General features: G+C 73.4%; 18 protein-coding genes. 8 read left to right on the top strand and 10 right to left on the bottom strand.

All coding sequences use genetic code 11. From position 1 onward, the window contains the following. Positions 1-3 precede the first annotated feature (3 nt). Positions 4-2,088: an aminodeoxychorismate synthase component I gene (gene pabB / locus IG62_RS0109015; RefSeq protein ID WP_030799559.1), complete on the bottom strand. Its 2,085-nt coding sequence runs from the start codon at positions 2,086-2,088 to the stop codon at positions 4-6. Next, positions 2,088-2,798, bottom strand: coding sequence for a 50S ribosomal protein L11 methyltransferase (locus tag IG62_RS0109020; RefSeq protein WP_030799562.1), 711 nt, complete (start codon positions 2,796-2,798; stop codon positions 2,088-2,090). Before IG62_RS0109020 ends, pabB begins: the two co-directional genes overlap by 1 nt. A gap of 282 nt (positions 2,799-3,080) precedes the next feature. Here IG62_RS0109020 and IG62_RS0109025 point away from each other — a divergent pair, with 282 nt between their 5' ends. Then, complete coding sequence (locus IG62_RS0109025; protein WP_051797782.1) at positions 3,081-5,042, top strand: helix-turn-helix domain-containing protein; 1,962 nt, start codon at positions 3,081-3,083, stop codon at positions 5,040-5,042. Positions 5,043-5,068: 26 nt separating this feature from the next. Here the strand turns inward: IG62_RS0109025 and IG62_RS0109030 are convergent, their stop codons facing one another. The 3 genes from IG62_RS0109030 to IG62_RS0109040 form a co-directional block, all read right to left on the bottom strand. Then, positions 5,069-6,286: a transposase gene (locus IG62_RS0109030; protein ID WP_051797784.1), complete on the bottom strand. Its 1,218-nt coding sequence runs from the start codon at positions 6,284-6,286 to the stop codon at positions 5,069-5,071. A 192-nt stretch (positions 6,287-6,478) separates the two neighbouring features. Next, positions 6,479-7,201, bottom strand: coding sequence for a VC0807 family protein (locus IG62_RS0109035; RefSeq protein WP_030799568.1), 723 nt, complete (start codon positions 7,199-7,201; stop codon positions 6,479-6,481). Between the two features lie 274 nt (positions 7,202-7,475). Next, entirely contained in the window at positions 7,476-7,967 is a 492-nt protein-coding gene (locus IG62_RS0109040) for a MarR family winged helix-turn-helix transcriptional regulator (RefSeq protein ID WP_420711054.1), read from the bottom strand. Positions 7,968-8,025: 58 nt separating this feature from the next. Here IG62_RS0109040 and IG62_RS0109045 point away from each other — a divergent pair, with 58 nt between their 5' ends. After that, positions 8,026-8,868 carry an alpha/beta fold hydrolase gene (locus tag IG62_RS0109045; RefSeq protein ID WP_030799573.1) on the top strand — a complete coding sequence of 281 codons (843 nt, stop codon included), beginning with the start codon at positions 8,026-8,028 and terminating at the stop codon, positions 8,866-8,868. A gap of 31 nt (positions 8,869-8,899) precedes the next feature. Here the strand turns inward: IG62_RS0109045 and IG62_RS0109050 are convergent, their stop codons facing one another. After that, the gene (locus tag IG62_RS0109050) at positions 8,900-9,148 is read right to left on the bottom strand and encodes a hypothetical protein (protein ID WP_324604613.1); all 249 of its coding nucleotides are present in this window, start codon (positions 9,146-9,148) and stop codon (positions 8,900-8,902) included. Positions 9,149-9,304: 156 nt separating this feature from the next. On the opposite strand from IG62_RS0109050, the gene IG62_RS0109055 reads away from it, so the two are divergent. From IG62_RS0109055 to IG62_RS43135, 4 genes are all read left to right on the top strand, one after another. Beyond that, positions 9,305-10,126: a helix-turn-helix domain-containing protein gene (locus IG62_RS0109055; protein WP_030799577.1), complete on the top strand. Its 822-nt coding sequence runs from the start codon at positions 9,305-9,307 to the stop codon at positions 10,124-10,126. Next, the gene (locus IG62_RS0109060) at positions 10,123-10,377 is read left to right on the top strand and encodes a DUF397 domain-containing protein (RefSeq protein WP_030799579.1); all 255 of its coding nucleotides are present in this window, start codon (positions 10,123-10,125) and stop codon (positions 10,375-10,377) included. The genes IG62_RS0109055 and IG62_RS0109060 overlap by 4 nt, the downstream gene beginning before the upstream one ends. A gap of 274 nt (positions 10,378-10,651) precedes the next feature. Beyond that, complete coding sequence (locus IG62_RS46160) at positions 10,652-11,470, top strand: GntR family transcriptional regulator (protein WP_030799582.1); 819 nt, start codon at positions 10,652-10,654, stop codon at positions 11,468-11,470. Between the two features lie 464 nt (positions 11,471-11,934). Continuing rightward, on the top strand, positions 11,935-12,495 hold the full coding sequence (locus tag IG62_RS43135) for a Uma2 family endonuclease (protein ID WP_158795009.1): 561 nt from the start codon (positions 11,935-11,937) through the stop codon (positions 12,493-12,495). Here the strand turns inward: IG62_RS43135 and mnmA are convergent. Next, the gene (gene mnmA / locus IG62_RS0109075) at positions 12,489-13,634 is read right to left on the bottom strand and encodes a tRNA 2-thiouridine(34) synthase MnmA (protein ID WP_030799587.1); all 1,146 of its coding nucleotides are present in this window, start codon (positions 13,632-13,634) and stop codon (positions 12,489-12,491) included. The genes IG62_RS43135 and mnmA overlap by 7 nt on opposite strands. A gap of 54 nt (positions 13,635-13,688) precedes the next feature. Here mnmA and IG62_RS0109080 point away from each other — a divergent pair, with 54 nt between their 5' ends. After that, a complete protein-coding gene (locus IG62_RS0109080) occupies positions 13,689-14,459 on the top strand; it encodes an N-acetylmuramoyl-L-alanine amidase (RefSeq protein WP_107052928.1) in 771 nt (256 codons plus the stop codon). On the opposite strand, the gene IG62_RS0109085 is transcribed toward IG62_RS0109080, so the two are convergent. Further along, positions 14,456-15,625, bottom strand: coding sequence for a cysteine desulfurase family protein (locus tag IG62_RS0109085; protein WP_030799591.1), 1,170 nt, complete (start codon positions 15,623-15,625; stop codon positions 14,456-14,458). The two genes, IG62_RS0109080 and IG62_RS0109085, sit on opposite strands and share 4 nt — an antisense overlap. 118 nt (positions 15,626-15,743) lie before the next feature. Here IG62_RS0109085 and IG62_RS0109090 point away from each other — a divergent pair, with 118 nt between their 5' ends. Beyond that, positions 15,744-16,622 (top strand): alpha/beta fold hydrolase, encoded by an 879-nt coding sequence (locus IG62_RS0109090; RefSeq protein ID WP_037838022.1) that lies wholly within the window; start codon positions 15,744-15,746, stop codon positions 16,620-16,622. Here the strand turns inward: IG62_RS0109090 and IG62_RS48405 are convergent. Continuing rightward, the gene (locus IG62_RS48405) at positions 16,558-20,691 is read right to left on the bottom strand and encodes an SAV_2336 N-terminal domain-related protein (protein ID WP_030799596.1); all 4,134 of its coding nucleotides are present in this window, start codon (positions 20,689-20,691) and stop codon (positions 16,558-16,560) included. The genes IG62_RS0109090 and IG62_RS48405 overlap by 65 nt on opposite strands. Next, complete coding sequence (locus IG62_RS0109100; RefSeq protein WP_030799597.1) at positions 20,688-21,701, bottom strand: AAA family ATPase; 1,014 nt, start codon at positions 21,699-21,701, stop codon at positions 20,688-20,690. Before IG62_RS0109100 ends, IG62_RS48405 begins: the two co-directional genes overlap by 4 nt. Positions 21,702-21,735 lie beyond the last annotated feature (34 nt).

The following is a 21,735-nucleotide window of genomic DNA, read 5'->3' on the forward strand; positions in this document are numbered from 1 at the left end:
TGGTCAGGCGGGCTGCCGGGCCGGCCGGCGGCCGGGGAATTCCACGTCGGTCAGAGCCAGCAGGGGCGCCGACTTGACCGCGGTCTCCTCGAACTCCGCCTCGGGACAGGACAGCGCGACGATCGCGCCGCCGGTGCCGTAGCGGACCCGGCCCGGGGTGAGCACCACGGTGCGGATGACGATGCTGAGGTCCGCCGCGCCGGAGAGCGAGAAGTAGCCGATCGCCCCGGAGTAGACGCCGCGCGGTCCGCCCTCCAGGCGGTCGATGATCCGCATCGTGCGGATCTTGGGCGCACCGGTCATCGAGCCGCCGGGGAAGGCGGCCCGGACGCAGTCCACCGCCGAGCACTCCGGGCGGAGCCGGGCGCGGACGGTGCTGACGAGCTGGTGCACGGTCTCGTAGCTCTCCACGCGGAAGAGGTCGTCGGCCCGTACGCTGCCCGGCTCGGCGCAGCGGCCCAGGTCGTTGCGGACCAGGTCGACGATCATCAGGTTCTCCGAGCGGTCCTTCTCGTCGGCCCGCAGCTCCTCGCGGAGCGCCGCGTCCTCGGCGGGGGTGGCGCCGCGCGGCCGGGTGCCCTTGATGGGCCGGGATTCGGCGATACGGTCCGCGCCGATGCGGAGGAACCGTTCCGGGGAGGTGCTCAGGACCGCCGTCTCCCCGAAGGCGAGCAGCGCTCCGAACGGCGCCGGGCTGACCCGCCGCAGCGTCCGGTAGGCGTCCCAGGCGTCGAGGTCGCCGTCCGCCTCGGCCATGTTGGTCAGGCACACCTCGTAGGTCTCGCCGGCGGCGATCTCCTCCTGGCACTCCTCGATGAGCCGGAGGTACCGCTCCCGGTCGTGCCGTAGCCGCAGGTCGCGCAGCGGCTGCGGGGCGGCCGGCGGGGCGGGGGTGCGGCCGGCCAGTGCGGTGATCCGCCGGGCGGTGTCCGCGAGCCAGGTGCGGGCGGCGTCCGTGTGCCCGTCCTCGGCGAGGGCGAGCAGGTAGGTGGTGCCGTGCAGATGGTCGAGGACGACGGCGCGGTCGGCGAAGACCATGGTGGCGTCCGGTTCGGTCGAGCGGTGGGCCCGCTCACCGCCGCACTGCGCCTTGAGTTCGTAGCCGAGATAGCCGACCCAGCCGAGCGCGAAGTCACAGGGGAGAGCCGGGCGTTGGACGTCCAGGCCGCGCAGGTCGCGGTCGAGCCAGTCCAGGAACGGCCGGTGGCTGACCGTGGTGGTGCCCGCGCCGGTGACGGTGACCGTGGTGGCGGTGACGTCGGCGTGTGCGATCCGGGCGAGCGGGCCGGCGGCGTCCCCCATGACGGAGAACCGTCCGCGGTCGGCGTCCTGCCGGGAGGCGTCCAGCCAGTAGGCGTACGGCCCACCGCGGAAGAGCGCGTCGAAGACCACCTCGTCGGCCGCGCGGGTGGGCACGGTCTCGACCAGTACCTCCAGGCGGCGCGGCGGGCGGGCGTCGTCCGCGGCCGCCGGGGACGCGGGGGTGAGCGACGGCCGTGGCCGGGCCGGCCGGTGGGCCCGGGCCAGCTCGACGAAGTTGCGGATCAGCCGGTGGCCGTCCGCGGTGCAGATGGACTCGGGGTGGAACTGGACGCCCCACAGGGGGCGGTGGCGGTGGCGCAGCGCCATCAGCACCCCGTCCGGTGTCCGGGCGGTCGCCTCCAGTTCGGCGGGCAGGTCGGTGACGGTCAGCGAGTGGTAACGCACCACTTCGGTGGGCGAGGGGATGCCGGCGAACAGTCCGGTGCCGTCGTGGAGTACCGGGGAGGTACGGCCGTGCCGGGGTTCGGGGGCGCGGCGGACGGTGCCGCCGTGCCAGTGGGCCAGGCCCTGGTGGCCCAGGCAGATGCCGAGCAGCGGCAGTTCGCAGGTCTGCACGATCTCGCGGCAGATGCCGAAGTCGGCGGCGCGTTCCGGGGTGCCGGGCCCCGGGGAGAGCACGACGGCGTCGAAGTCGTCGAGCATCTCCGGCCGCCAGTCCGGGTCGTCGTTGCGGATCACCACCGGCTGCTCGCCGGTGACGTCGGCTATCTGGTGGACGAGGTTGTAGGTGAAGGAGTCGTAGTTGTCGACCAGGAGGATGCGCATCAGGCGGCCACCACCTGGAGGAGCAGGTGCTCGACGGTGTCCGGGCCGTCCTGGATCTCCCGCCGGCGCCGGGTGAGCAGTTTCCGGCCGGTCTCCTCGGCCAGGCCATAGAGAACGTCCAGGTCCCCGCGGCTGCTGAAGTGGAGGTAGGCGCTGCCGCCCGGTGTGGTCCAGCGGGGCGCCTCGGCGAGGTACCGGCGGTGGGCCTCGTAGCCGGGGTCGACGTAGGCGCATTCCTGGGCGGCGCGGTAGCGGTAATCGGCCGGTGCGAGCACGTAGTTGGAGTGCCAGAAGACCATGTCGAAGCGCTCGTGGGCGGGCAGGGCCGCGAACAGGTCGCTGTAGACGGCGCGCAGCCGGTCGGCGACGCCGTGCCGGCGGGCGTTGCGGGCGGTGTTGCGGACGGCCTGCGGGTTGATGTCGGAGGCCACCACCCGGTCGCAGCCCATCAGCGCCGCCATCACCGCGACGATGCCGGTGCCCGACCCGATTTCCAGCAGGGAGCCGCGGCGGGGCAGCTGCACCTCCTCGAAGCAGCCGAGGAATTCCAGCGAAACACCGCTGGAGGGCGCGTAGTTCGGGGCGAAGACCTCGTCCAGGAGGTCCCATTCGCGGCCGCGGAGGGTGAAGACGTTTGGCCGGTCCGCGCGGGTGCGGGCACGCTCACTGCGTTCGAGCGAGCGGGTGTAGTCCTGTATTGCTGCACGCATCATGGTCCCCCGTGCCGTTGACATTGTGGCCGGTACGGCTCTCTCGCCGCACCGGGTGCCCACTCTGTCCCACGCAGACCTTTGGCCAGAAGGTCACCAGGCAACACACTCCGGGGCCCCGGCCGGTGTCCTGAACACCCTCGACCGGACGGATTTGTTCCATCTCCGCTGGGTAAACGTCTTCCTTCGAGCCATTGGCTCAGTCCCACGTTGACTGCCCCGGCCCCACCCTCTACGTTCAACCCAGGCGCGAAGGGGGATTCGCCATGCGGGGGGTTGTTTGTGTTTTCGCGTCCTGAGACGGCTGCCGATGTGGTCGCCGTCCTCGAACTGCTCGCGCAGGAAGCCCCGCCCAGCGCCTTCGACGCCCTCGTCCATGACGCCCGGGCCGCCGGCGCCCCGCCCGAACACCTCGCCCGGCTCTCCCGCGCCCGCGATCTCGGGTTACGGGTCCAGGCCCTCTTCCAGCACCGCGAACAGCGTGAGGCCGGCCTCAACGCCCTGGTGGAGACGGCCCGCGACCTCACCCTCCCGTACACGCTCCACGCCCTGCTGAAGGTGATCACCCGGCGGGCCCGGCTGCTGCTGCACGTGGACATGTCCTACATCAGCTTCCCCGCAGAGAACGGCGACGCGGGCGGCGACTTCTACGTGCACACCGCGGACGGCCAGACCACCGCGCTGACCGAGGGCATGCCGGTGCCCGGCGCCTCCGGGCTGACCTCGGACGTCCAGGGCGGCTCGGCCCCGTTCTGGACCCCGGACTACCTCTCCGACGAGCGCATCGCACACTCCGAGGTCATCGACGGGGTGGTGCGCGCCGAGGGGCTGCGCGCGGTCCTCGCGGTCCCGCTGCGGCACGCCGACTCGTTCCTCGGGGTGCTGTACTGCGCCGACCGCAAGGTCCGGCACTTCACCCCGGACGAGATCGCGCTGATGACCTCGCTCGCCGACCTGGCGGCGGTGGCCATCGAGAAGTCCCGCACCCTGAACACCGTCCAGGCCGAGATCGCCGAGCTCGAACTCGCCGTGTCCGCGGCCAAGTCCGGCCTGGCCGAGGCGTTACGCGGCCAGGACGCGCAGGCCCGGCTGACCGGTCTGCTGCTGGAGGGCGGCGATCTGCACGCGCTGGCCCAGCTGGCCGGCGAGGAGCTGGAGGCCGCGGTGCTGGTCGTCGGACCGGACGGGGCCACCCTCGCCCCGGCCGGCGAACGGCCCGGCGCGGAGCCCGAGGTGCTGGCCCGGGCCGCCCTCGACGCGCACCACCGCCACCGGCCGGCCCACCTGCCGGACGGCACCTGGGTCGCCCCGGTCGCCGCCGGCGCCGAGGACCTGGGCACCCTCGTGGTCCGGCCGTCCGGCAGCGACGGGATCGACCAGCGGCTGCTGGCGCAGACCGCCCGCACCGCCGCCGTCATGCAACTGATGCTGCGCAGCACGACCATCGCCGAGAGCCAGATCCGCGACGCCTTCTTCGACGATCTGCTCACCGTCCCGCACGGGCAGACCGAGCAGCTCCAGGAGCGGGCCCGCCGGCTCTCCATCGACCTGGACCGGCCGCACGTCGTGGTGGTCGCCCGGCCCGAGGGCGGCGCCCAGGGCCGGGCCCTGATCTGGGCCTCGTCGTACACCTACCGGATGGGCGGGCTGCGCAGCATCCGGGACGGGGTGATCTCGCTGCTGCTGCCCGGCGAGGACGCGGGCGCCGCCGCCAAGGCGGTCTCCGACGCGCTCACGCCACTGCTCGACCACCCCGTCACGGTCGGCGCGGCGGGCCCGTTCACCGGCCTGGAGCCGGTGCGCCCGGCGTTCCAGGAGGCGATGCGCTGCCTGGACGCGCTGGCCGCGCTGGACTGCCACGGCACCACCGCCTCCGCCCGCGACCTGGGCTTCCTGGGCGTACTGCTGGGTGACGTCCGGGACGTCTCCGGCTTCATCGAGGACGCCATCGGCCCGGTGCTCGCCTACGACGCCCAGCGGTTCACCCAGCTCGTGCCGACCCTGGAGGCGTACTTCGACGCCGGCGGCAGCCCGACGTACGCGGCCGAGGCACTGCACGTCCACCCCAACACCGTCTCCCGGCGGCTGGAGCGGATCACCGAACTCCTCGGCCCGGACTGGCAGAAGCCCGCCCAGACCCTGGAGATCCAGCTCGCCCTGCGCCTCCAGCGGGTACGCGGCGCACTCCGCCCGTACGACGCCGGCCCCACAGCACCACCGCCGGCCCACCGCCCGCTGTCCTGAGCCCCGGCCGGGGACCGGAGCGCCGCTCACCCGGCCCGCTGCACGCTCTCCGCGCCGCCGAGGATGTGGACCGCGTGTGCGGCCGAGGCGAGTGTGGTGTGCCGGTGCCAGCCCTCGTAGGAGCGGCCCTCGAAGTCCATCAGGCCCACCTGCGAGGAGACTTCGACGACGTCCCGGTCCACCCGCAGCGCCAGTTTGCCCAGCCGCAGCACCTGGCCGGGGGTGGCACCGCGCAGATCGCTCAGCCAGTAGTGGCCGGACCCGCCGCGTGCCGCGTCCCACTCACCGGCCAGCAGGAACGGCCGGCTCCGCGGCACCCCGGCGAGGTGCACCCGGACGCCGGCGACCTGGGTGCGGCGCACGGATCCGGCCAGCGGGTCGTACCAGTCGACCGGCCGGCGCAGGGTACGGACCATGTGCAGCAGCTGCTGGGCGGAGAACTCCCGGCCACCCAGGCCCGGCAGCGCCGGATCGGCCGGGACGACCCGGGCGGTCCCGGAGGCGACGGCCACCAGCGGAAGCCCGGTCTCCGCGAACCGCTGGACAGCCTCGGGGAGTTCGGCACCGGGGAGGTCCAGGACGACCGGCCGGGCGGTGACGCCCCAGCCGCTGCCGATCCCGGTGACGGTCGCCGCGGCGCAGCCCACCGGGGTCGCCGCGAGCCGCTCGTCCGGCGCGCCGCCGTCCGGGTCACCGGCCCCGAGCAGCTGCCAGTCGACCGGGACGGCGGCGTGCGCGGTGGCGGCCCACGCCCCCAGCGCCTGCTGGCCGTTGACGACCTGGCCGAGCCAGGGGATGTAGCGCCGCTCGACGCCGACGGAGTGGTGTCCGGCCTTGGGGATGACGATCGGCCGCACCACCCAGGCCTCCGGGCGCAGCGCCTGGTCGACGTAGCGGGCCAGCGCCGCGCGCATCGGCCGCCAGTGCCAGGTGGAGGAGCTGATGAAATGGTGCAGGCTCTGTTCGGCGGTGCGGCCGCCGACGAAGGAGGCGATGTTGCGGATCGACTTGCGGCCCTCCGCGGACAGCAGGCCGCGCAGGTACTGCTCACCCTTGCGCCGCTGGTCACTCCGGGTCAGCGAGGCGAAGAGCATCCCGCCCAGCTCGTCGATCAGCGCGTCCGACGCCCGCTCGGGCGGTGTGTGGTAGGCGGACCGCACCCGTCGGGTCCGGCCGCGGCCGAACGCCAGGGCGTCGACCACGTCGGCGCCGGGTGCTTCAAGGACGGTGGACAGGGCTCCCATCGGACTCCCCCTTCATCCGGTTCGTGGAGTCCACCCTGCGGTCCCGCTCCCCCTGACGCCCAGGTGTGCCCGGCACACACCTTCGCCCTCCGCGTGCCTACCGGACCACCGACAACGCCGCTGGCCAGCGCGTTTCCCACGGAAGAAGGGTGGTGACCCGGTCACCACCCTTCCCCCGCGCCGCCCGGAGCTTCAGCCTCCGGCCCCCACCGGCTCCGCCGCCGCGGCGGCCCCGCCCGGCCCGGACTCGTCCACGGCACCGTCCGCTCCGGCCATCCGCCCGGCCTCTGCCGCGACCATCTTCTCCATCGGGTCGGCGCAGCTGCCGCCGCCGAGGACCATCGCCACCAGGATGGCCACGACCGTCATCACCGTCCCCAGCCAGACCATGGTGTCCACGGGCAGGGTGTACGCGCCGACCACCTTGAGCACACACTCGGTCAGCAGCGCGGCCCCCCAGATCGCCGAGAACCGCCGCTCGATCCGCCGGAACGCCGCGGATTCGGCCTGCAGCCGGTCCCAGGCGGCGTCCCCGGCCGCGCTGCCCCTTGTCACAAAGGGCTTGAGGCCCGCCGTCATCAGCGGCCGCTTCGACCGCACGGAGAGCAGGATCGCGATCCCGATGGTGCTGCTCACCGCGCTGTCCTTGGCCATCATCAGCCGTGCGTCACCGGCCACCGCGGTCATCGCCAGCCCGACCACGTTCACCACGAGGATCAGCAGTGCCAGACCGTTGACCCGGCGGCTGGCGACCAGGTCCCACACGGTCCGCAGCGCCGGCACCACACTGCTCCAGCCCAGCGCCGCCACCGTGCTGAGCCCGAAGCCGTCCTTGAGGACGTAGTACGAGCCGATCGGAATCCCCGCGTCCACGATCAGCGGAACGATGCTCCGCAGCACGTCCTTCCCCGACATCTCCCGCTTGCCCGGCTCCCCCGGCTTGCCCTGCTTGCCCTCGGCGACGGACTGCTTCGCACTCACTGCTTGCTCCCCCAAATTGAGACGGTGACCAGCTGACGGCGTCCCCCGGTGCCGACCTGCGCGCCACCGTCCTCCGCAACGCCCTCAGCTTCCCGCAGAGCCCAGGCCGGCCAACAGCCCCGTCTGTCCCGCCTTCACCGTGACATTTGTCAGTGCCGGGAAGGCCCACCCGCTCAGCAGGGAACGGCTCGCCCCCGCCGGACCAAGCTCAGTTGACGTCCACGTCGTCGAAGAGGTCCAGCATGCGCCGGAGCACCCGCAGGCACGCCGTCACCTCGGCATCGGTCAGGTCGCCGCCGACCTGGCGCAGCAGCGCACGCTCCCGGGCCGTCACGGCCGCGATGGCCGCCCGGCCGGCCTCGGTCAGCCGGATCAGCGGGGACCGCTGGTGCGCGGGGTTCGGGATGCTCTCGACCAGTTCCCCGGCCGCGGCGTCGTTGACCATGCGCTGTACGAACTGCCGGCTGAGCGCCTGCGCCCGGCCCATCTGCGGGACGGTCATCGGGCCGTTCTCCCGGAGCAGGTCCAGGACCGCGCGCACGCCGACGGAGAGCCCCTCGATCGGTGCGTTCAGCTCCACCTTGCGCTGCACCCGCCGGTACAACGGGCCCACCAGCGCGAACACTTCGGTGAGCCGGCCGGCCAGATCATCGGGCTCAAGCGACTCATGGGACGTACGGGGCTGATCGATGTCGGTCACCGCACCAGCATGACACCTTGGTTGCCAATGAACCAAAGGTCATGACACCTTGGTTGTCATGACGGACATCCGAGAGATGCACTCCTTCGCGTACGAGGGCGGCCACCTCGCCTACCGGGACATCGGCCGCGGCCTCCCGCTGGTCCTGCTGCACGCCGGCTTCTTCGATCACCGCATGTGGGACGACCAGGTGGCGGCGCTCGCCGCGCACTACCGGGTCATCACCCCCGACGCCCGCGGACACGGCGACTCCTCCAACGCGGACCGGCCGTTCCGGCCCACCGACGACCTGGCCGCACTGCTGCGCCACCTCGACGTCGGCCCGGCCGTGCTCATCGGCGTCTCGATGGGGGCAAGTACCGCGGTGGACACCGCACTTGAGCACCCGGAGCTGGTACGCGCCCTGGTGGTCGGCGGCGCCGGCACCAGCGAGCCGGAATGGCGCGACCCCTGGGTCGCGGAGGTGCGGGCCGCGGAGGCCGCGGCGCTGGCCGCCGGTGACATCGAGGGCTGGATCGACGCCTTCCTGCGCTTCGCGGCCGGCCCGCACCGCACGCTCGACGACGTCCGCCCGGAGGTCGTCGCCCGGCTGCGGGAGATGGCCCGGCGCACCATCGGCAAGCACACCGCCGACGAGAAGGACTGGCTGGTGCCGGTGTCCGACACCTGGGCGCGTGCGGCCTCGATCACCGTGCCCGTCCTGTCCGTCAACGGCGCCCTGGACTCCCCCGACCACCTCGACATGGCCGAACGGCTCATCCGCACCGTGGCCGACGGCCGCAGCACGACGATCGAGGACGCCGGGCACTTCCCCGCCATGGAACGGCCGGACGCATTCGCCGCCGAACTGCTGCCGTTCCTGCGGGCCCTGACCCCGGACGCCTGTTCGCCTTCACGATGAGGTCCGGCGCGGTCCCGGGAGAGCGCCGCGGTCAGTTACGGGCGACGCGCAGCGCATCGCCCAGCGCCTCGGCGAGCCGCCGCGAGAGGTAGCGGAACTCACGGTCCGGCACCCTCGGATCGGCATGCATCGCCCGCGCATGGCGCAGCAGTTCCTCGCCGATGTCCAGTTGCATCTCCTCGATGCTGTCGGCGAGGTCGGACACCGGCCCACCCGCCTCGTCGGTGAGGAGGAAGCAGGGCCGGTCGTCCGGAGTCCTCCAGGGCAGCAGCCTCATCATCTGCGGAGCGACAGGTTCGACAGGCTCGACAGGTTCGGAAAGTTCGGATCCTGGCGGTTCGTTCATCATGCGGACAAGCATCTGCGCGCGCATCTAGCCTGGCCACAGGAACGGCGCGACTGTGCGTCACCACGCTGCAACTGTGCGAGGTGTGCGATGCCCCACAACGACGAACCACCCGTCACCCTCCGGATCTTCGGGAAGCAGTCCCGCTTCCTGCGTGAACAACGCGAGATGACGCGCCGTGAGCTGGCCGACCTCATCCCGTACTCCGAATCCCTCATCGCGATGGTCGAACGCGGCGAGCGACCACCGAAGCCGGGTTACGTCGACGCGGTGGACGGGGCGCTCGGCGCGAACGGCGTGCTGCGCGTACTGATCCCCGATGTCGCGGAGAAGCACCATCCGGCGTGGGCGGAGGAGTACGTAAACCTCCAGGCGGAGGCGTTGGCGCTCCATTCGTACTCCACGCACTTCCTGCACGGGCTGCTGCAGACTGAGGAGTACGCGCGGGCGGTGTTCGGTTGTGTGCGGCCCAGCATGGATGACGACGAGATCGAGCGGTCTGTCCAATCTCGTCTGGCGACGCAGTCACTGCTGACACGTAGGCCAGCCTGCCGAATGACGTTCATCCTGAAGGAGCCGGTGCTTCAGCGAAAGATCGGCGGACCGGCCGTTTGGGAAGGAGAGTTGAGGAACCTCCTCAAGCTGTCCGAGCTGCACAACCTCCAACTCCAGGTCATGCCGCTCGCCCGGGAGACCCACGCAGGGATGGATGGTCCGATGACGCTGCTGGAAACACCGGACCATCACACGATCGGTTACGTCGAAGGGCATCGCGGCAGCTACTTCCTTACGGAGCCGGACGATGTCAGCGTAATGAGTCATGTGTACGGCACACTCCGTTCTCAGGCCCTCGACGCCGAAGCGTCGCGGGCCTTCATTCAGCGTCTGCTGACAGGAGAAGCACGAGAATGAACACCGAACTGGCGTGGTTCAAGAGCAGCTACAGCGGTGGCACTGGCGAAGCCTGCATCGAAGTCGCCGTCGCCTGGCGGAAGTCGAGTTACAGCGGCAACGAGGACGAAGCCTGCGTAGAGGTCGCCGCCGGCCCCGACACCATCCACATCCGCGACTCCAAGGACGTCTCGCTCCCGTCCATAGCGGTCACCCCCGCCGCCTGGGCGTCCTTCCTCGCGTACGCGCAGGTCGCACCGGAAGCCGTCTGAGCGGACACCGGTGGGGCGGCACCAGGTTCCGCCCCACCGGCCGCCGGTGACCCGGCCGACAACCAAAGAACCCGGGGAAAGAACCCCACCCACCTACCGGCGCCCTCGCCGCCCAACTCCTCACCCCATCGGGTGACTTGGGTGCCAGTAGCGTCCGGAATGCGGTTACGCTCGCCGCAGTCAGACCACCACAACAACCGCACATGGAACGGCCCTCGGCGGGACGGCAATCCCAATCCGAGGGCCTGATCACAAGGAAGAACGGACCTTCCCGATGACTTCAGCGCAGTCTAACGCGCCCTCGCCCGCGCCCTCATGCCCTTCCAGCGGCGTCATCCATATCCGTACGCGCCAGACGTCCCACTTCACCATCCTCGCCAACCGCCTGGCGCAGCGCGCCGGTAGCGCGGTCACGGTCGGCATCGCCGCGTACATCCTGTCCCTCCCCGATGGCGCGCCCATCACCATCGCCGCCCTCTGTGCGCACTTCGCCGAAGGCAAGAAGGTCATCGCCGAGGCGTTACGCGAGCTGGAGGACGAGGGCTGGCTGGAGCGCCGTATCGAGCGCGGGGCGGGCGGGCGGATCATCACCCGGACCTTCGTCTACGACCTGCCGGGCGCGGCGCCGGAGGAGCCGACGAACCACCACGAGACGGAGGCCGGGCCGCACCCCGTACCGGAGCCCGCCGAGCCCCCGCAGCTGACGCCGGAAGCCGCCCCCGAGGCCACCGACCTCCTCACTCGCCTCCCCCACCGCGACCGCCGTCTCCTCCTCTCCGAGCGGGAGATCATGACGCTCGCCCCGGCCGTCACGGACTGGCTCGATCGCGGCGTACCCCCACAGGAGATCACCGCCGCCCTGACCGACGGCCTCCCGGCCCGGTTCGACCGCCGCCCGGCCCGCCTCCTCGCCCACCGGCTCGCTTTCCTGCGGCCACCGGTCCGTACGGGCCCACCCCCACAGCCCGACCGGTCACGGTCACCGGTCATCCCCCTCCAGAACTGCGACGGCTGCGACCGCGCCTTCCGCGCCGATCGGCCCGGGCGCTGCCGCGGCTGCCGGGCCCCGGCAGAGGGGAGACGAGCCGCCTGAACGGGCCACACACCGACCATCACCCACCCACATCAGCGGCCAAGGCCGTAGCTGAAAGGACCGGAGGCGCCCATGAGGCGTGCACCTCACGACGATTCCCGCCCGCCTGCTACCGACGAGGACCCGCCTCCTCTCCGCACCATTCGTGACATCCGTGAGGCGCTGCCAGAGCGTCAGCGGCGCCACTTCGACGCCGAGCTGGCAGCGACGGACATCGACGGCCTTCTCGAAATGATCCATCGATGGATCACATTGGGGTTTGACGGGTTCACGGAATTCCTGCTGTCGACGCCGTTCGAGGGCCTGGAATTTGGTGCCCGGTCGTACGACGACCAGGAGCAGGGCGAGTGCCCCTTGGGAGCAGGCCGCACAGGCCGCTCCACCGCGGCCGTACCCGACTGTGTGCGGGGATGCTCACGCAGAGCTACGCTGGCACGAGCCACGACACAAGGGGAGGGCACACCATGACGGCGCAGATGGAGAGCCCAATGCAGACCGAAGAGATGCGGCGCTTCGAGGAATTGGATGCGGCGTTTCCGGACTACCACGCCGAAATGATCGATGGAGAGGTCTCCTTCAGCACCGTGGTTACCAGCGCACATGGACAGATGGTGATCGCCATCGCAGCACAGCTCAGCGCCCAGTGGTGCGTCATGACAGAGGTCGACACCGTCTATGACGGTTGGCTGGGCAAGACACTCCTCAGGCCCGACCTCTCCGTTGCGGACGCGTCCTACCGCGGCACACGGCTCAAGCAGTTCCCCGCCGACGAAGTCATCCTCGTCGGCGAGGTCGTCTCGGAATCCCATCCCGAGAACGACACCGACAAGAAGGTGAAGAAGTACGCCCAGGCGGGAATTCCGTACTACCTCATCGTGAACCCCATAGAGGGCAAGTGCCTGCTCTACTCGCTGCCTGAGGGAGAGCACTACCGCGCGTCGCTGGAGACCGACTTCGGCAAGCCCGTGCCGATCGGCGAACCGTTTGATCTCGCCCTCGACACCACGGCCCTCTACACCTACTGAGCGGCCTCCTGCGCCCCCGCCCGCGCCCGTCGCTCCGTCGTCGCGATCGTGGCCGAGCCGACCACCCGGGTGCCGTCGTAGAGCACGATCGCCTGGCCGGGGGCCACTCCCCGTACCGGTTCCGCGAACGAAACCCGCAGCTCGGTGCCGTCGACCAGCTCCGCGGTGACCTCGGTCTCGCCGCCGTGGGCGCGCAGCTGGGCGGTGTACGTGGCGGGGCCGGCCGTCGGCGGGCGGCCGCACCAGCGGGGGCGGATCGCGGTGAGGCCGGTGACGTCGAGGGACTCGGCGGGGCCGACCGTGACGGTGTTGTCGACCGGGGAGATGTCGAGGACGTAGCGCGGCTTGCCGTCCGGGGCCGGGTGGCCGATCCGCAGGCCCTTGCGCTGGCCGATCGTGAAGCCGTACGCGCCCTCGTGGCTGCCGAGGCGGTTGCCGGCCTCGTCGACGATGTCGCCGGGGGCCGTGCCGAGCCGCTTGGCGAGGAAGCCCTGGGTGTCGCCGTCGGCGATGAAGCAGATGTCGTGGCTGTCCGGCTTCTTGGCGACGAACAGTCCGCGCCGGGCCGCCTCCTCGCGGATCTCCGCCTTGGTCGTCTTCGTGTCGCCGAGCGGGAACAGGGCGTGCGCCAGCTGGCGGTCGTCGAGGACGCCGAGGACGTAGGACTGGTCCTTGGCCATGTCGGAGGCGCGGTGCAGTTCGCGGGTGCCGTCCTCGCGCAGTACGACCGTGGCGTAGTGGCCGGTGCACACCGCGTCGAAGCCGAGGGCCAGCGCCTTGTCCAGCAGCGCGGCGAACTTGATCTTCTCGTTGCAGCGCAGGCAGGGGTTCGGGGTCCGTCCGGCCTCGTACTCCGCGATGAAGTCGTCGACGACGTCCTCGCGGAAGCGCTCGGCGAGGTCCCAGACGTAGAAGGGGATGCCGATGACGTCGGCGGCGCGGCGGGCGTCGTGGGAGTCCTCGATCGTGCAGCACCCGCGGGCGCCGGTGCGGAAGGACTTCGGGTTCTCGGACAGGGCGAGATGCACGCCGGTCACATCGTGGCCGGCCTCGGCGGCGCGGGCGGCGGCGACGGCGGAGTCGACACCGCCGGACATGGCGGCGAGTACGCGGAGGCGGCGGGGGGCGTCATCAGTCATAGCCAGTCCAGGGTAGACGGAACCGCCGACAGTGCGGAAAGCGTTAAGCAGCGCATGGGGAAGAGCAGGGTCGGGGAGCCGGCCGCCGAACAGCGGGACAGGGCCGGGGAACGGCCGGACGAGCGGCAGGCGGGCCCGCGGGGCGGGCGGCGGGGCGCCCCGGCGGGGATCTCCCGGCGACGGGCGCTGTGGCTGGCGGGCGGCGGGGTGGTGGCCGCCGGGGCCGTGGTGGCGACCGGGTGGGACGAACTGCGGCACTGGTGGTGGCAGCTGCCGGGGAACGACCTGCCGCGGCGGGCCGGCGAGGTCGACCACCGGGGCGCCCAGTGGGTGGCGGCGTCCGGGGCGAACTACCGCCGGGCGGACCGGCCCGCCGACTACCCCGTCGACCGGGTGGTCATCCATGTCGTCCAGGGCAGCTACGCCACCGCGCTGCGGGTGTTCCGGAACGCCGACCACGAGGCGGCGGCCCACTACGTCGTCCGCAAGGACGGGCACATCGCCCAGATGGTGCGGGAGCTGGACGTGGCGTTCCACGCCGGCAACCGCGGCTTCAACGAGCGGAGCATCGGCATCGAGCACGAGGGCTTCGTCGACCGCCCGGAGGACTTCACCGACGCCATGTACGCGTCCTCGGCCCGGCTGACCGCCGATATCTGCCGCCGTTACGGCTTCCCGGCCGACCGGGAGCACATCGTGGGCCATGTGCAGGTGCCGGGGACGGACCACACCGACCCCGGCCCGCACTGGGACTGGGACCGCTATCTGCGCCTCGTCCGGGCGGCCGGGCGCGGGCCGGGATCCGCCCAGAAGCAGCGCTCCTAGCTCAGGCCCGCGCTCCGGGCGCGTTCGACCACCGGGCCGATGGCCTGGGCCAGCGCCGTCACGTCCTCGCTGGTGGAGGTGTGCCCGAGGGAGAAGCGCAGCGTGCCGCGCGCCAGGTCGGTGGACATGCCCGTGGCCAGCAGGACGTGGCTGGGCTGGGCGACGCCGGCGGTGCAGGCGGAGCCGGTGGAGCAGGCGATGCCCTGGGCGTCCAGGAGGAGCAGCAGGGAGTCGCCCTCGCAGCCGGGGAAGGAGAAGTGCGCGTTGGCCGGGAGCCGGCCGGCCGGGTCCGGGTCGCCGCCGAGGACGGCGTCCGGGGCGGCCGCCCGCACCGCCTTGATCAGGTCGTCGCGCAGCGCGCCGATGTCCCGGGCGAAGTCCGCGCGGTGCGCCACGGCGTGCCGGCCGGCCGCGGCGAAGGCCGCGATGGCGGGGGTGTCGAGGGTGCCGGAGCGGACGTGCCGCTCCTGGCCGCCGCCGTGCAGCACCGGCACCGGGGCGTACTCGCGGCCCAGCAGCAGTGCGCCGATGCCGTACGGGCCGCCGATCTTGTGCCCGGAGACCGTCATCGCGGCCAGCCCGGAGGCGGCGAAGTCGACCTCCAGCTGCCCCACCGCCTGCACCGCGTCGGCGTGCAGCGGGATCTCGAACTCCCTTGCCACCTCGGCGAGTTCATGGACCGGCTGGATGGTGCCGATCTCGTTGTTGGCCCACATGACGGTGGCCAGCGCGACATCGGCGGGGTTGCGGACGATCGCCTCGCGCAGCGCCTCGGCGTGCACCCGGCCGTAGGAGTCGACCGGCAGCCACTCGACGCGGGCGCCTTCCTGCTCGGCGAGCCATTCCACGGCATCGAGGACGGCGTGGTGCTCCACCGGGCTGGCGAGCACCCGGTCGCGGGCCGGGTCGGCCGCCCGGCGCGCCCAGTACAGGCCCTTGACCGCGAGGTTGTCGGCCTCGGTGCCGCCCGCCGTGAAGACGATCTCACTCGGACGTGCGCCGAGGGAGGCGGCGAGGGATTCCCGCGCCTCCTCAACGGTGCGGCGGGCCCGCCGGCCGTCGGCGTGCAGCGAGGACGCGTTCCCCGTGACGGTCAGCTGGGCGGTCATCGCCTGCACCGCCTCCGGGAGCATCGGGGTGGTGGCGGCGTGGTCGAGGTAAACCATGGTGCCCCGATTCTACGAGGCACCCGTGGGGCGCACGCCCGGCGCGGGGGCGCATGCCCTCCCGCGGAGCTCGCACGCGCCCTCGACAGGCCCGTAAGGAGTAAATACGCTTACGGTCATGACAGAGTGGCTGCTGGACCGTACGTTCCGCACGGCGTCGGGGGACGAGGTGCGATGGGCCGCCCTCGGGGAGCGGTCGGCCGGCGCGCCGCCGGTGGTGCTGCTGCACGGCACGCCGTTCTCCTCCTACGTCTGGCGGGGGATCGCGCGGGCGCTCGCCGCGCACCACCGGGTGTTCGTCTGGGACATGCCCGGCTACGGCGCCTCCGCACAGCGGGACGGCCAGGACGTCTCGCTCGCCGCGCAGGCCCGGGTGTTCGGCGAGCTGCTGACGCACTGGGAGCTGGACCGGGAGGCGCCCGGGCCGGCCGTGGTCGCCCATGACTTCGGCGGCTGTGTCGCCCTGCGGGCCCATCTGCTGCACGGTGCGCGGTACGAGCGGCTGGCGCTGGTCGACCCCGTGGCCCTGGCGCCCTGGGGCTCGCCCACCTACCGACTGCTGGGCGCCCACCCCGGAGTCTTCGGACAGCTGCCGCCCGAGCTGCACCGGGCGCTGGTGCGGGCCTACGTCTCCTCCGCGAGCCGACCGGGCCTGCCTGTGGACGTCCTCGACCGGCTGGTGGAGCCGTGGTGCACGGACACGGGGCAACCGGCGTTCTACCGGCAGATCCAGCAGAACGACCAGCGGTTCACCGACGAGATCCAGGGCCGTTACGGCGAAATCGACCTGCCGACGCTGATCTGCTGGGGCGCACAGGACACCTGGATCCCGGCCGGGAAGGGCCGCGAGCTGGCGGCCCGCATCCCCGGCGCCCGGCTGCACCTCATCGAGGGCGCGGGCCACCTCGTCCAGGAGGACGCGCCCGCGGAACTCACCGCGGCCCTGGCGGACTTCCTGCGTCCGGACGGTCCGGGCACGGCGCGAGACGGCGGCTGAGGTCACGGACCGCGCTGGCCGCGTCGGCCGCGCCGGCACCCCGCTCCCCCGGTGCCGCGGCGGACATCGCCGACTCCAGATCGGCCCGCAGCCGCCCGAGCTCGGCCCGCCGCACCCGGCTCGTCCGCTCGAAGTCCGCGATGAGACCGGTGAGTTCGGCTTCGATCGATTCGATTGCTTCCAGTGCTTCCAGTGCTTCGAGGCCGCGGTTCCCGGAGGGACCGGCCGTGGCGCCGTGGCCCGGCTCCGCCCGGCCGGCGTCGGCGTCCTGGAGCCGGAGCTGGTCGCGGAGGGTGCGGACGGCCGCGGTCAGCTCGCGCAGCGCCGTGCCGGTGCTCGCGGCGTCCGCGGTGCGCGAGACGGCGGCGGGGCGCGCCCCGCCGGTCCGCGGCCGCGCCGCTGTGGCCACCCTCTCCCGCAGCAGGGCGCGCACCTCGGTGGCCTCCGGCGCGTCGAACTCCTCGTAGACGGCGAGGGCTTCGCGCCAGTGCCCCTGGGCGCTCTGCCTGCGGCCCAGCGCGGTCTCGGCCTGTCCCAGTGCGGTCAGCGCATCGGCCCGCCAGCGCTCACCGCCCGGCACCAGCAGCCGTCCGGCGGCGTCCTCGGCGGCGGACACCGCCTCGCCCGGCCGGATCAGCGCGACCATCTCCGCGGCCATCCGGCTGCGGGTGCGGCCCGCCCACAGGCGCTGGCGGTCCTCCTCGAAGAGCGGCAGCGCCTGGAAGAGTTCGCGCAGCGCATCGGCGTGCCGGCCGGCCGCCGACAGCGCCTCGGCCAGGGCGTACCGGGCGTGCGCGAGGCCCGGCGAACCGTCCCCGAAGGCGCGGTGGAAGCCCACCCCGCGCTCGGCGAACAGGACGGCGTCGCTGCTGCCGGTCGCCGCCCAGACCCGGGCGAGCGCGCCGAGCACGGCGGCCTCGCCCAGCCGGTCGTCCCGGCCCCGGCAGCGCTCCCAGGCCGCGGTGAGGTGCCGCTCGGCGTCGTCGTGCCGCCGTTGGTGCAGGGCGATCACTCCGGCCGCCAGCGGGGCGCGGAAGAGCGCGAGCGGGTCGTTCGCCGTCCGGGCGAGGCGGAGGGCCTGACGGGCCTCCCGTTCGGCGCGGGCGAACCGTCCGACGGCGGCCCTGCACTCGGCGAGCGCGACCCGGGCCCGGGCCTCGGCGCGGGCGTCGCCCTCCATGGCCGCCCGGGCCGCCACCGCGGCCGCGGCCGGTTCGAACGCGGCGGCGTGTGCCCCGCAGTCCGCCGTCACCTGCGCGAGCAACAGCAGATCGGCGGCGCGCCGGACCAGCTTCGGGGCGTCCGCCACGGCCTGCCGGACGAGCGCGAGCGCCGGCGGCGTCTCCTCGGTCCACACGGCCAGGGCCCGGGCGGCGTCCTGAAGGGGCGGCAGACCGGCCGCCGGGGCCCGGACGAGGTCCTGCGGCAGCCGCTCGCCGGGGTAGCGGAGCGTGTGCACCTGCCGCCCCAGGGCCACGTACCAGGTCAGCAGCCGGGAGAGCGCCCCCGTACGCTCCTCCTCGGGCAGCTCGGACCGCAACTCCCGGGCGGGCGGGAGCGCTTCACCTGCGCGGCCGTAGCGGCCGGGGGCCGTTTCCGTCAGCGCGCCGGCCGTCCGCAGCTCTTCCAGCAGCGCCCGGCCGCGGTCCGCCGGTACGTCGAGCAGGGCCGCCGCGGCACCGGCCGAGAGGTCCGGGCCCTCCGGTACGGACAGCAGCCGCAGGGCCCGTCGCGCATCCCGGGTGAGCCGGTCGTCGAGCTTCCGGAATCCGGACCGGCCCGGCGGCGTCCCCGAGGGCGCCCCTGGAAGCTGCCCGGCCGCGGGCGCCTGCCAGGGGTTCGCCTCCGCGAGGAGCTCGCTCCACCACCGCGCGAGCCGGACCCGCTGCGCCGCCGCGTACGGCCCGGGCAGCCCGGCGAGCGGTTCGCCGTGCCACAACTCCAGGGCGGCGTCGCGCAGTCGGCGGGCCTCCTCCGGTTCCCGGGTGGCGCGCGCACGCGCGATCAGCTGCTCGGCCTCGTCGAGGTCGAGGGCGGGCGGGCTGCCGTCCGCGCCGCGCAGCGCATAGCCGCCGCGCTCGCTGACCAGGAGCTCCCCGTCCTCGCCGAGCGCCCGGCGCAGCCGCGCGGCGTACGTGCGCAGCGCGGCGCGGGCACGGGGCGGGGGCTCGTCCCCCCAGAGGCCGGCGACGAGTTCGGACGCGGTGGCCCGGCGTCCCCGGCGGAGCAGCAGCGCGGCGAGCAGGGCGCGCTGTTGGGGGGAGCCGAGCGCGAGGGGGGCCTGCCCGCGCCGGGCCCGTAGCGGCCCGAGGACCGTGAAGCGCAGCGTGGCGGGCCGCGGGGGCAGCACCGCGCGCAGCGGCTCCGGGCCGCCGCCGGTGCGCTGTCCCGGCACCGCGCCGCCCATCCGCTCCAGCACCGGGCTCGCGAGGACGGCGAACGCCCGCGCCGAGGCGTGCAGCCGCAGCTCGCCCTCGTCGTCGCCCATGAGGACGGGGAAGTCCGGCAGCCGTCCCATGTACGGCTCCAGGGAACGGCCGACGGCCTCGACGACCTCCACGGCCTGTTCGGTGCCGAGCCCGCTGAACAGCAACTCGCGGACGCCCGGCCGGAAGTCGTAGACCGGCTGGAGCGGCCCGCCGGACGGGGGCGGGCCCAGGGCCCGGTCCAGGGTCCGGACGGCGGTAGCGTCCGCGGTTCGGTCCGTGCGCTGCAGCAGGCCGCCGAGCAGGATCTCCGCGACATGGGTGGGGCCGGTGTCGCGCATCGTGGCCGCCCGCACCAGCTGCATCAGCGGCGTGGTCAGCGGGCGGATCGCGGAGAGCCGGACGGCGAGGCGGTATGCCTCGGGGGAGAACGCGCCCCGGAAGTGGCTGAGCAGTTCCTCGGCGCTGCCGTGGGGCGGGGACGGCGGGGCGGGCTGCGGCGTACCGGCCAGCAGGGCGGTGTCGATCAGGTGCGGCACTCCGGGGCGGGTGAGCAGCCCCACCCACTGCTGCAGCGCGGACGCGGTGGGGTGCAGCACGGGCAGCGCGAACAGCCCCGCCGCCTCCGGGTCGCGCTCGCCGCTGAGCGGGTCGCACACCACCAGCCGTCCGGGCGGATCGAACTCACCCGGAGCGGAGAGGAGTTGGGGGCGGGCGTCGAGGGCGGTACCGCGCCAGAGCCGTCGTGGGAGGGGGTTGATCACGGCCACCGGTCCGCCCCGCCCGCACGCGGTCAGGGACCGTACGGCCTGCGGTCCGCGCCAGCCCGGGTCCGTCCCGTCGGTGAGGACGAAGGTGACCGTCGCGCCCCCGGACCGTCGGCCGTGCAGCGGGCCGCCGGGGCCGCGGGGGTCGATCGCCCGGACCCGAACGGAACGGAAGACCCCGCTCCGGACCAGCAGCGTCCGCAGCTCGGCGGCGAGCGAGCCCCACACCTGCATGGCCGGGGAGGTGTCCACCCACAGCTCGGCCGACCAGTGCCGTTCCCGGTCGGGCCGGGAGACGACGTCGAGGAAGCCGGTCTCGGCGGTGAGCCGGACGGTGGCCTCGACGTCGGGGACCGTACGGTGCGGGTGGTCATGGGTCCGCCGCAACGGGCGCAGCGCGCCGCCGAGTTGGCGGGCGTCGGGCAGCGCGCGTCCGCCGGGCACCCGCGCGGGGCGGGCCCGCCCGCCGTCCGGTCCGCCGCCCTGGCTGCCCATGGCGTAGAGGGCGCGGCGGGGCGGATCGGAGGGGGCGAGCGGGTCGGCGTGCCCGGCCGGGCAGTCCGCGTCCGCGGGCTCGGCGGGCCGCTCCGGGGCGGTGGTGCCCGCCGCGGTCCGGGCGTCACCGGCCGCCTCGTCGGCGCCCTCGTCGGCCCCCTCACCCCGGCCGGCCGCACCGGCCACCTCGTCAACGGCCCCCGACGCCCCGGGATCCTCGGACTCCCCGGCCTCTCCCGGCTCGCCCCGCTGCGGCCCGGTCGCCGGCTCCTTCCGTCCCTCCCCCTCCATGGCCCGCGCCAGCCACAGCACGTCGAGGAGTTCGGTGGCCGCGAGGTCGTACCCGGCGGCCGCCAGCGTCTGCCGCAGTCGGTCCATCATGGCGACAGCGGTTCGTCGAGGCGGTGCAGGACGGCGGCGAGCAGCTCTTCCTTGCCGAGGTCGGCGCCGCTGATCCGCAGGTGGACGGCGGCCAGCAGCTGGTCGGTGGCCAGGGTCTGGGTCTTCGCGCGCTGGTGGAAGACCTCGATGAGGTCCTCGGCGGCGGCGACCGCCTCCTCACCCAGGTTGTGCTCGATGATCTTCCGCAGCCGGTCGCCGGTCGGTTCGGGCAGGTCGAGCCGTACGCAGCGGCGCATGAAGGCCGGCGGGAAGTCCCGTTCGCCGTTGCTGGTCATGATGACGATCGGGAAGTGGGCGCAGCGCACCACCCCGCGCCGGACCGTCACCCGCTCCCGGCTTCCGCTCAGGCGGACCTGCACCTCCTGCTGGTGCTCGGGCAGCCGGGCCAGCTCCGGGATCTCGAACTCGCCCTCCTCCAGCACCACCAGCAGGTCGTTGGGCAGGTCGAGGTCGGCCTTGTCGAGCTCGTCGACGAGCAGCACACGGGGGCGGTCGGCGGCCAGTGCGCTGCCCAGCGGACCGAGGCGCAGGTACTGGCCGATGTCGCCGGCGCCGGTGGCGCGGCGGGCCCGGGGGCGGCGCGCGGAGCCGCGGGCCGCCTCGCGTTCGCGGCGCAGCGACGCCTCGCGGAGCCGGCCCACCGCGTCGTAGCGGTAGAGGGAGTCCTGGAGCGTGGAGCGGCTGTTGACCGACCAGCGGAGCACCTCACCGAGGCCCAGTTCCTCGGCGACCGCGCGGGCCAGCGAGCTCTTGCCGGCGCCGGGGCGGCCGGTGACCAGCAGCGGGCGGTGCAGGTGCAGGGCGGCGTTGACGACGGAGATCTCGTTGCGCTCCAGGAGGTAGGGCGCGCGGGGTGCGGTGCCGCGGGCGGCGGTCAGGCGCCGCCAGGGCGGTGGGGCGGGCAGCTCCGCGGGGCCGCGGAAGACCCACCAGTCCTCCGGCCGGTCCGCGGGGTTGTCGTACCCGTCTGTGGTGCTCTGTCCGGTCACCGCGCGTTCTCCTCGTTCCTTGCTGCGTCCGCGC

It is taken from the genome of Streptomyces sp. NRRL S-337, assembly GCF_000720175.1.
Classification (GTDB): Bacteria; Actinomycetota; Actinomycetes; order Streptomycetales; family Streptomycetaceae; genus Streptomyces; species Streptomyces siderophoricus.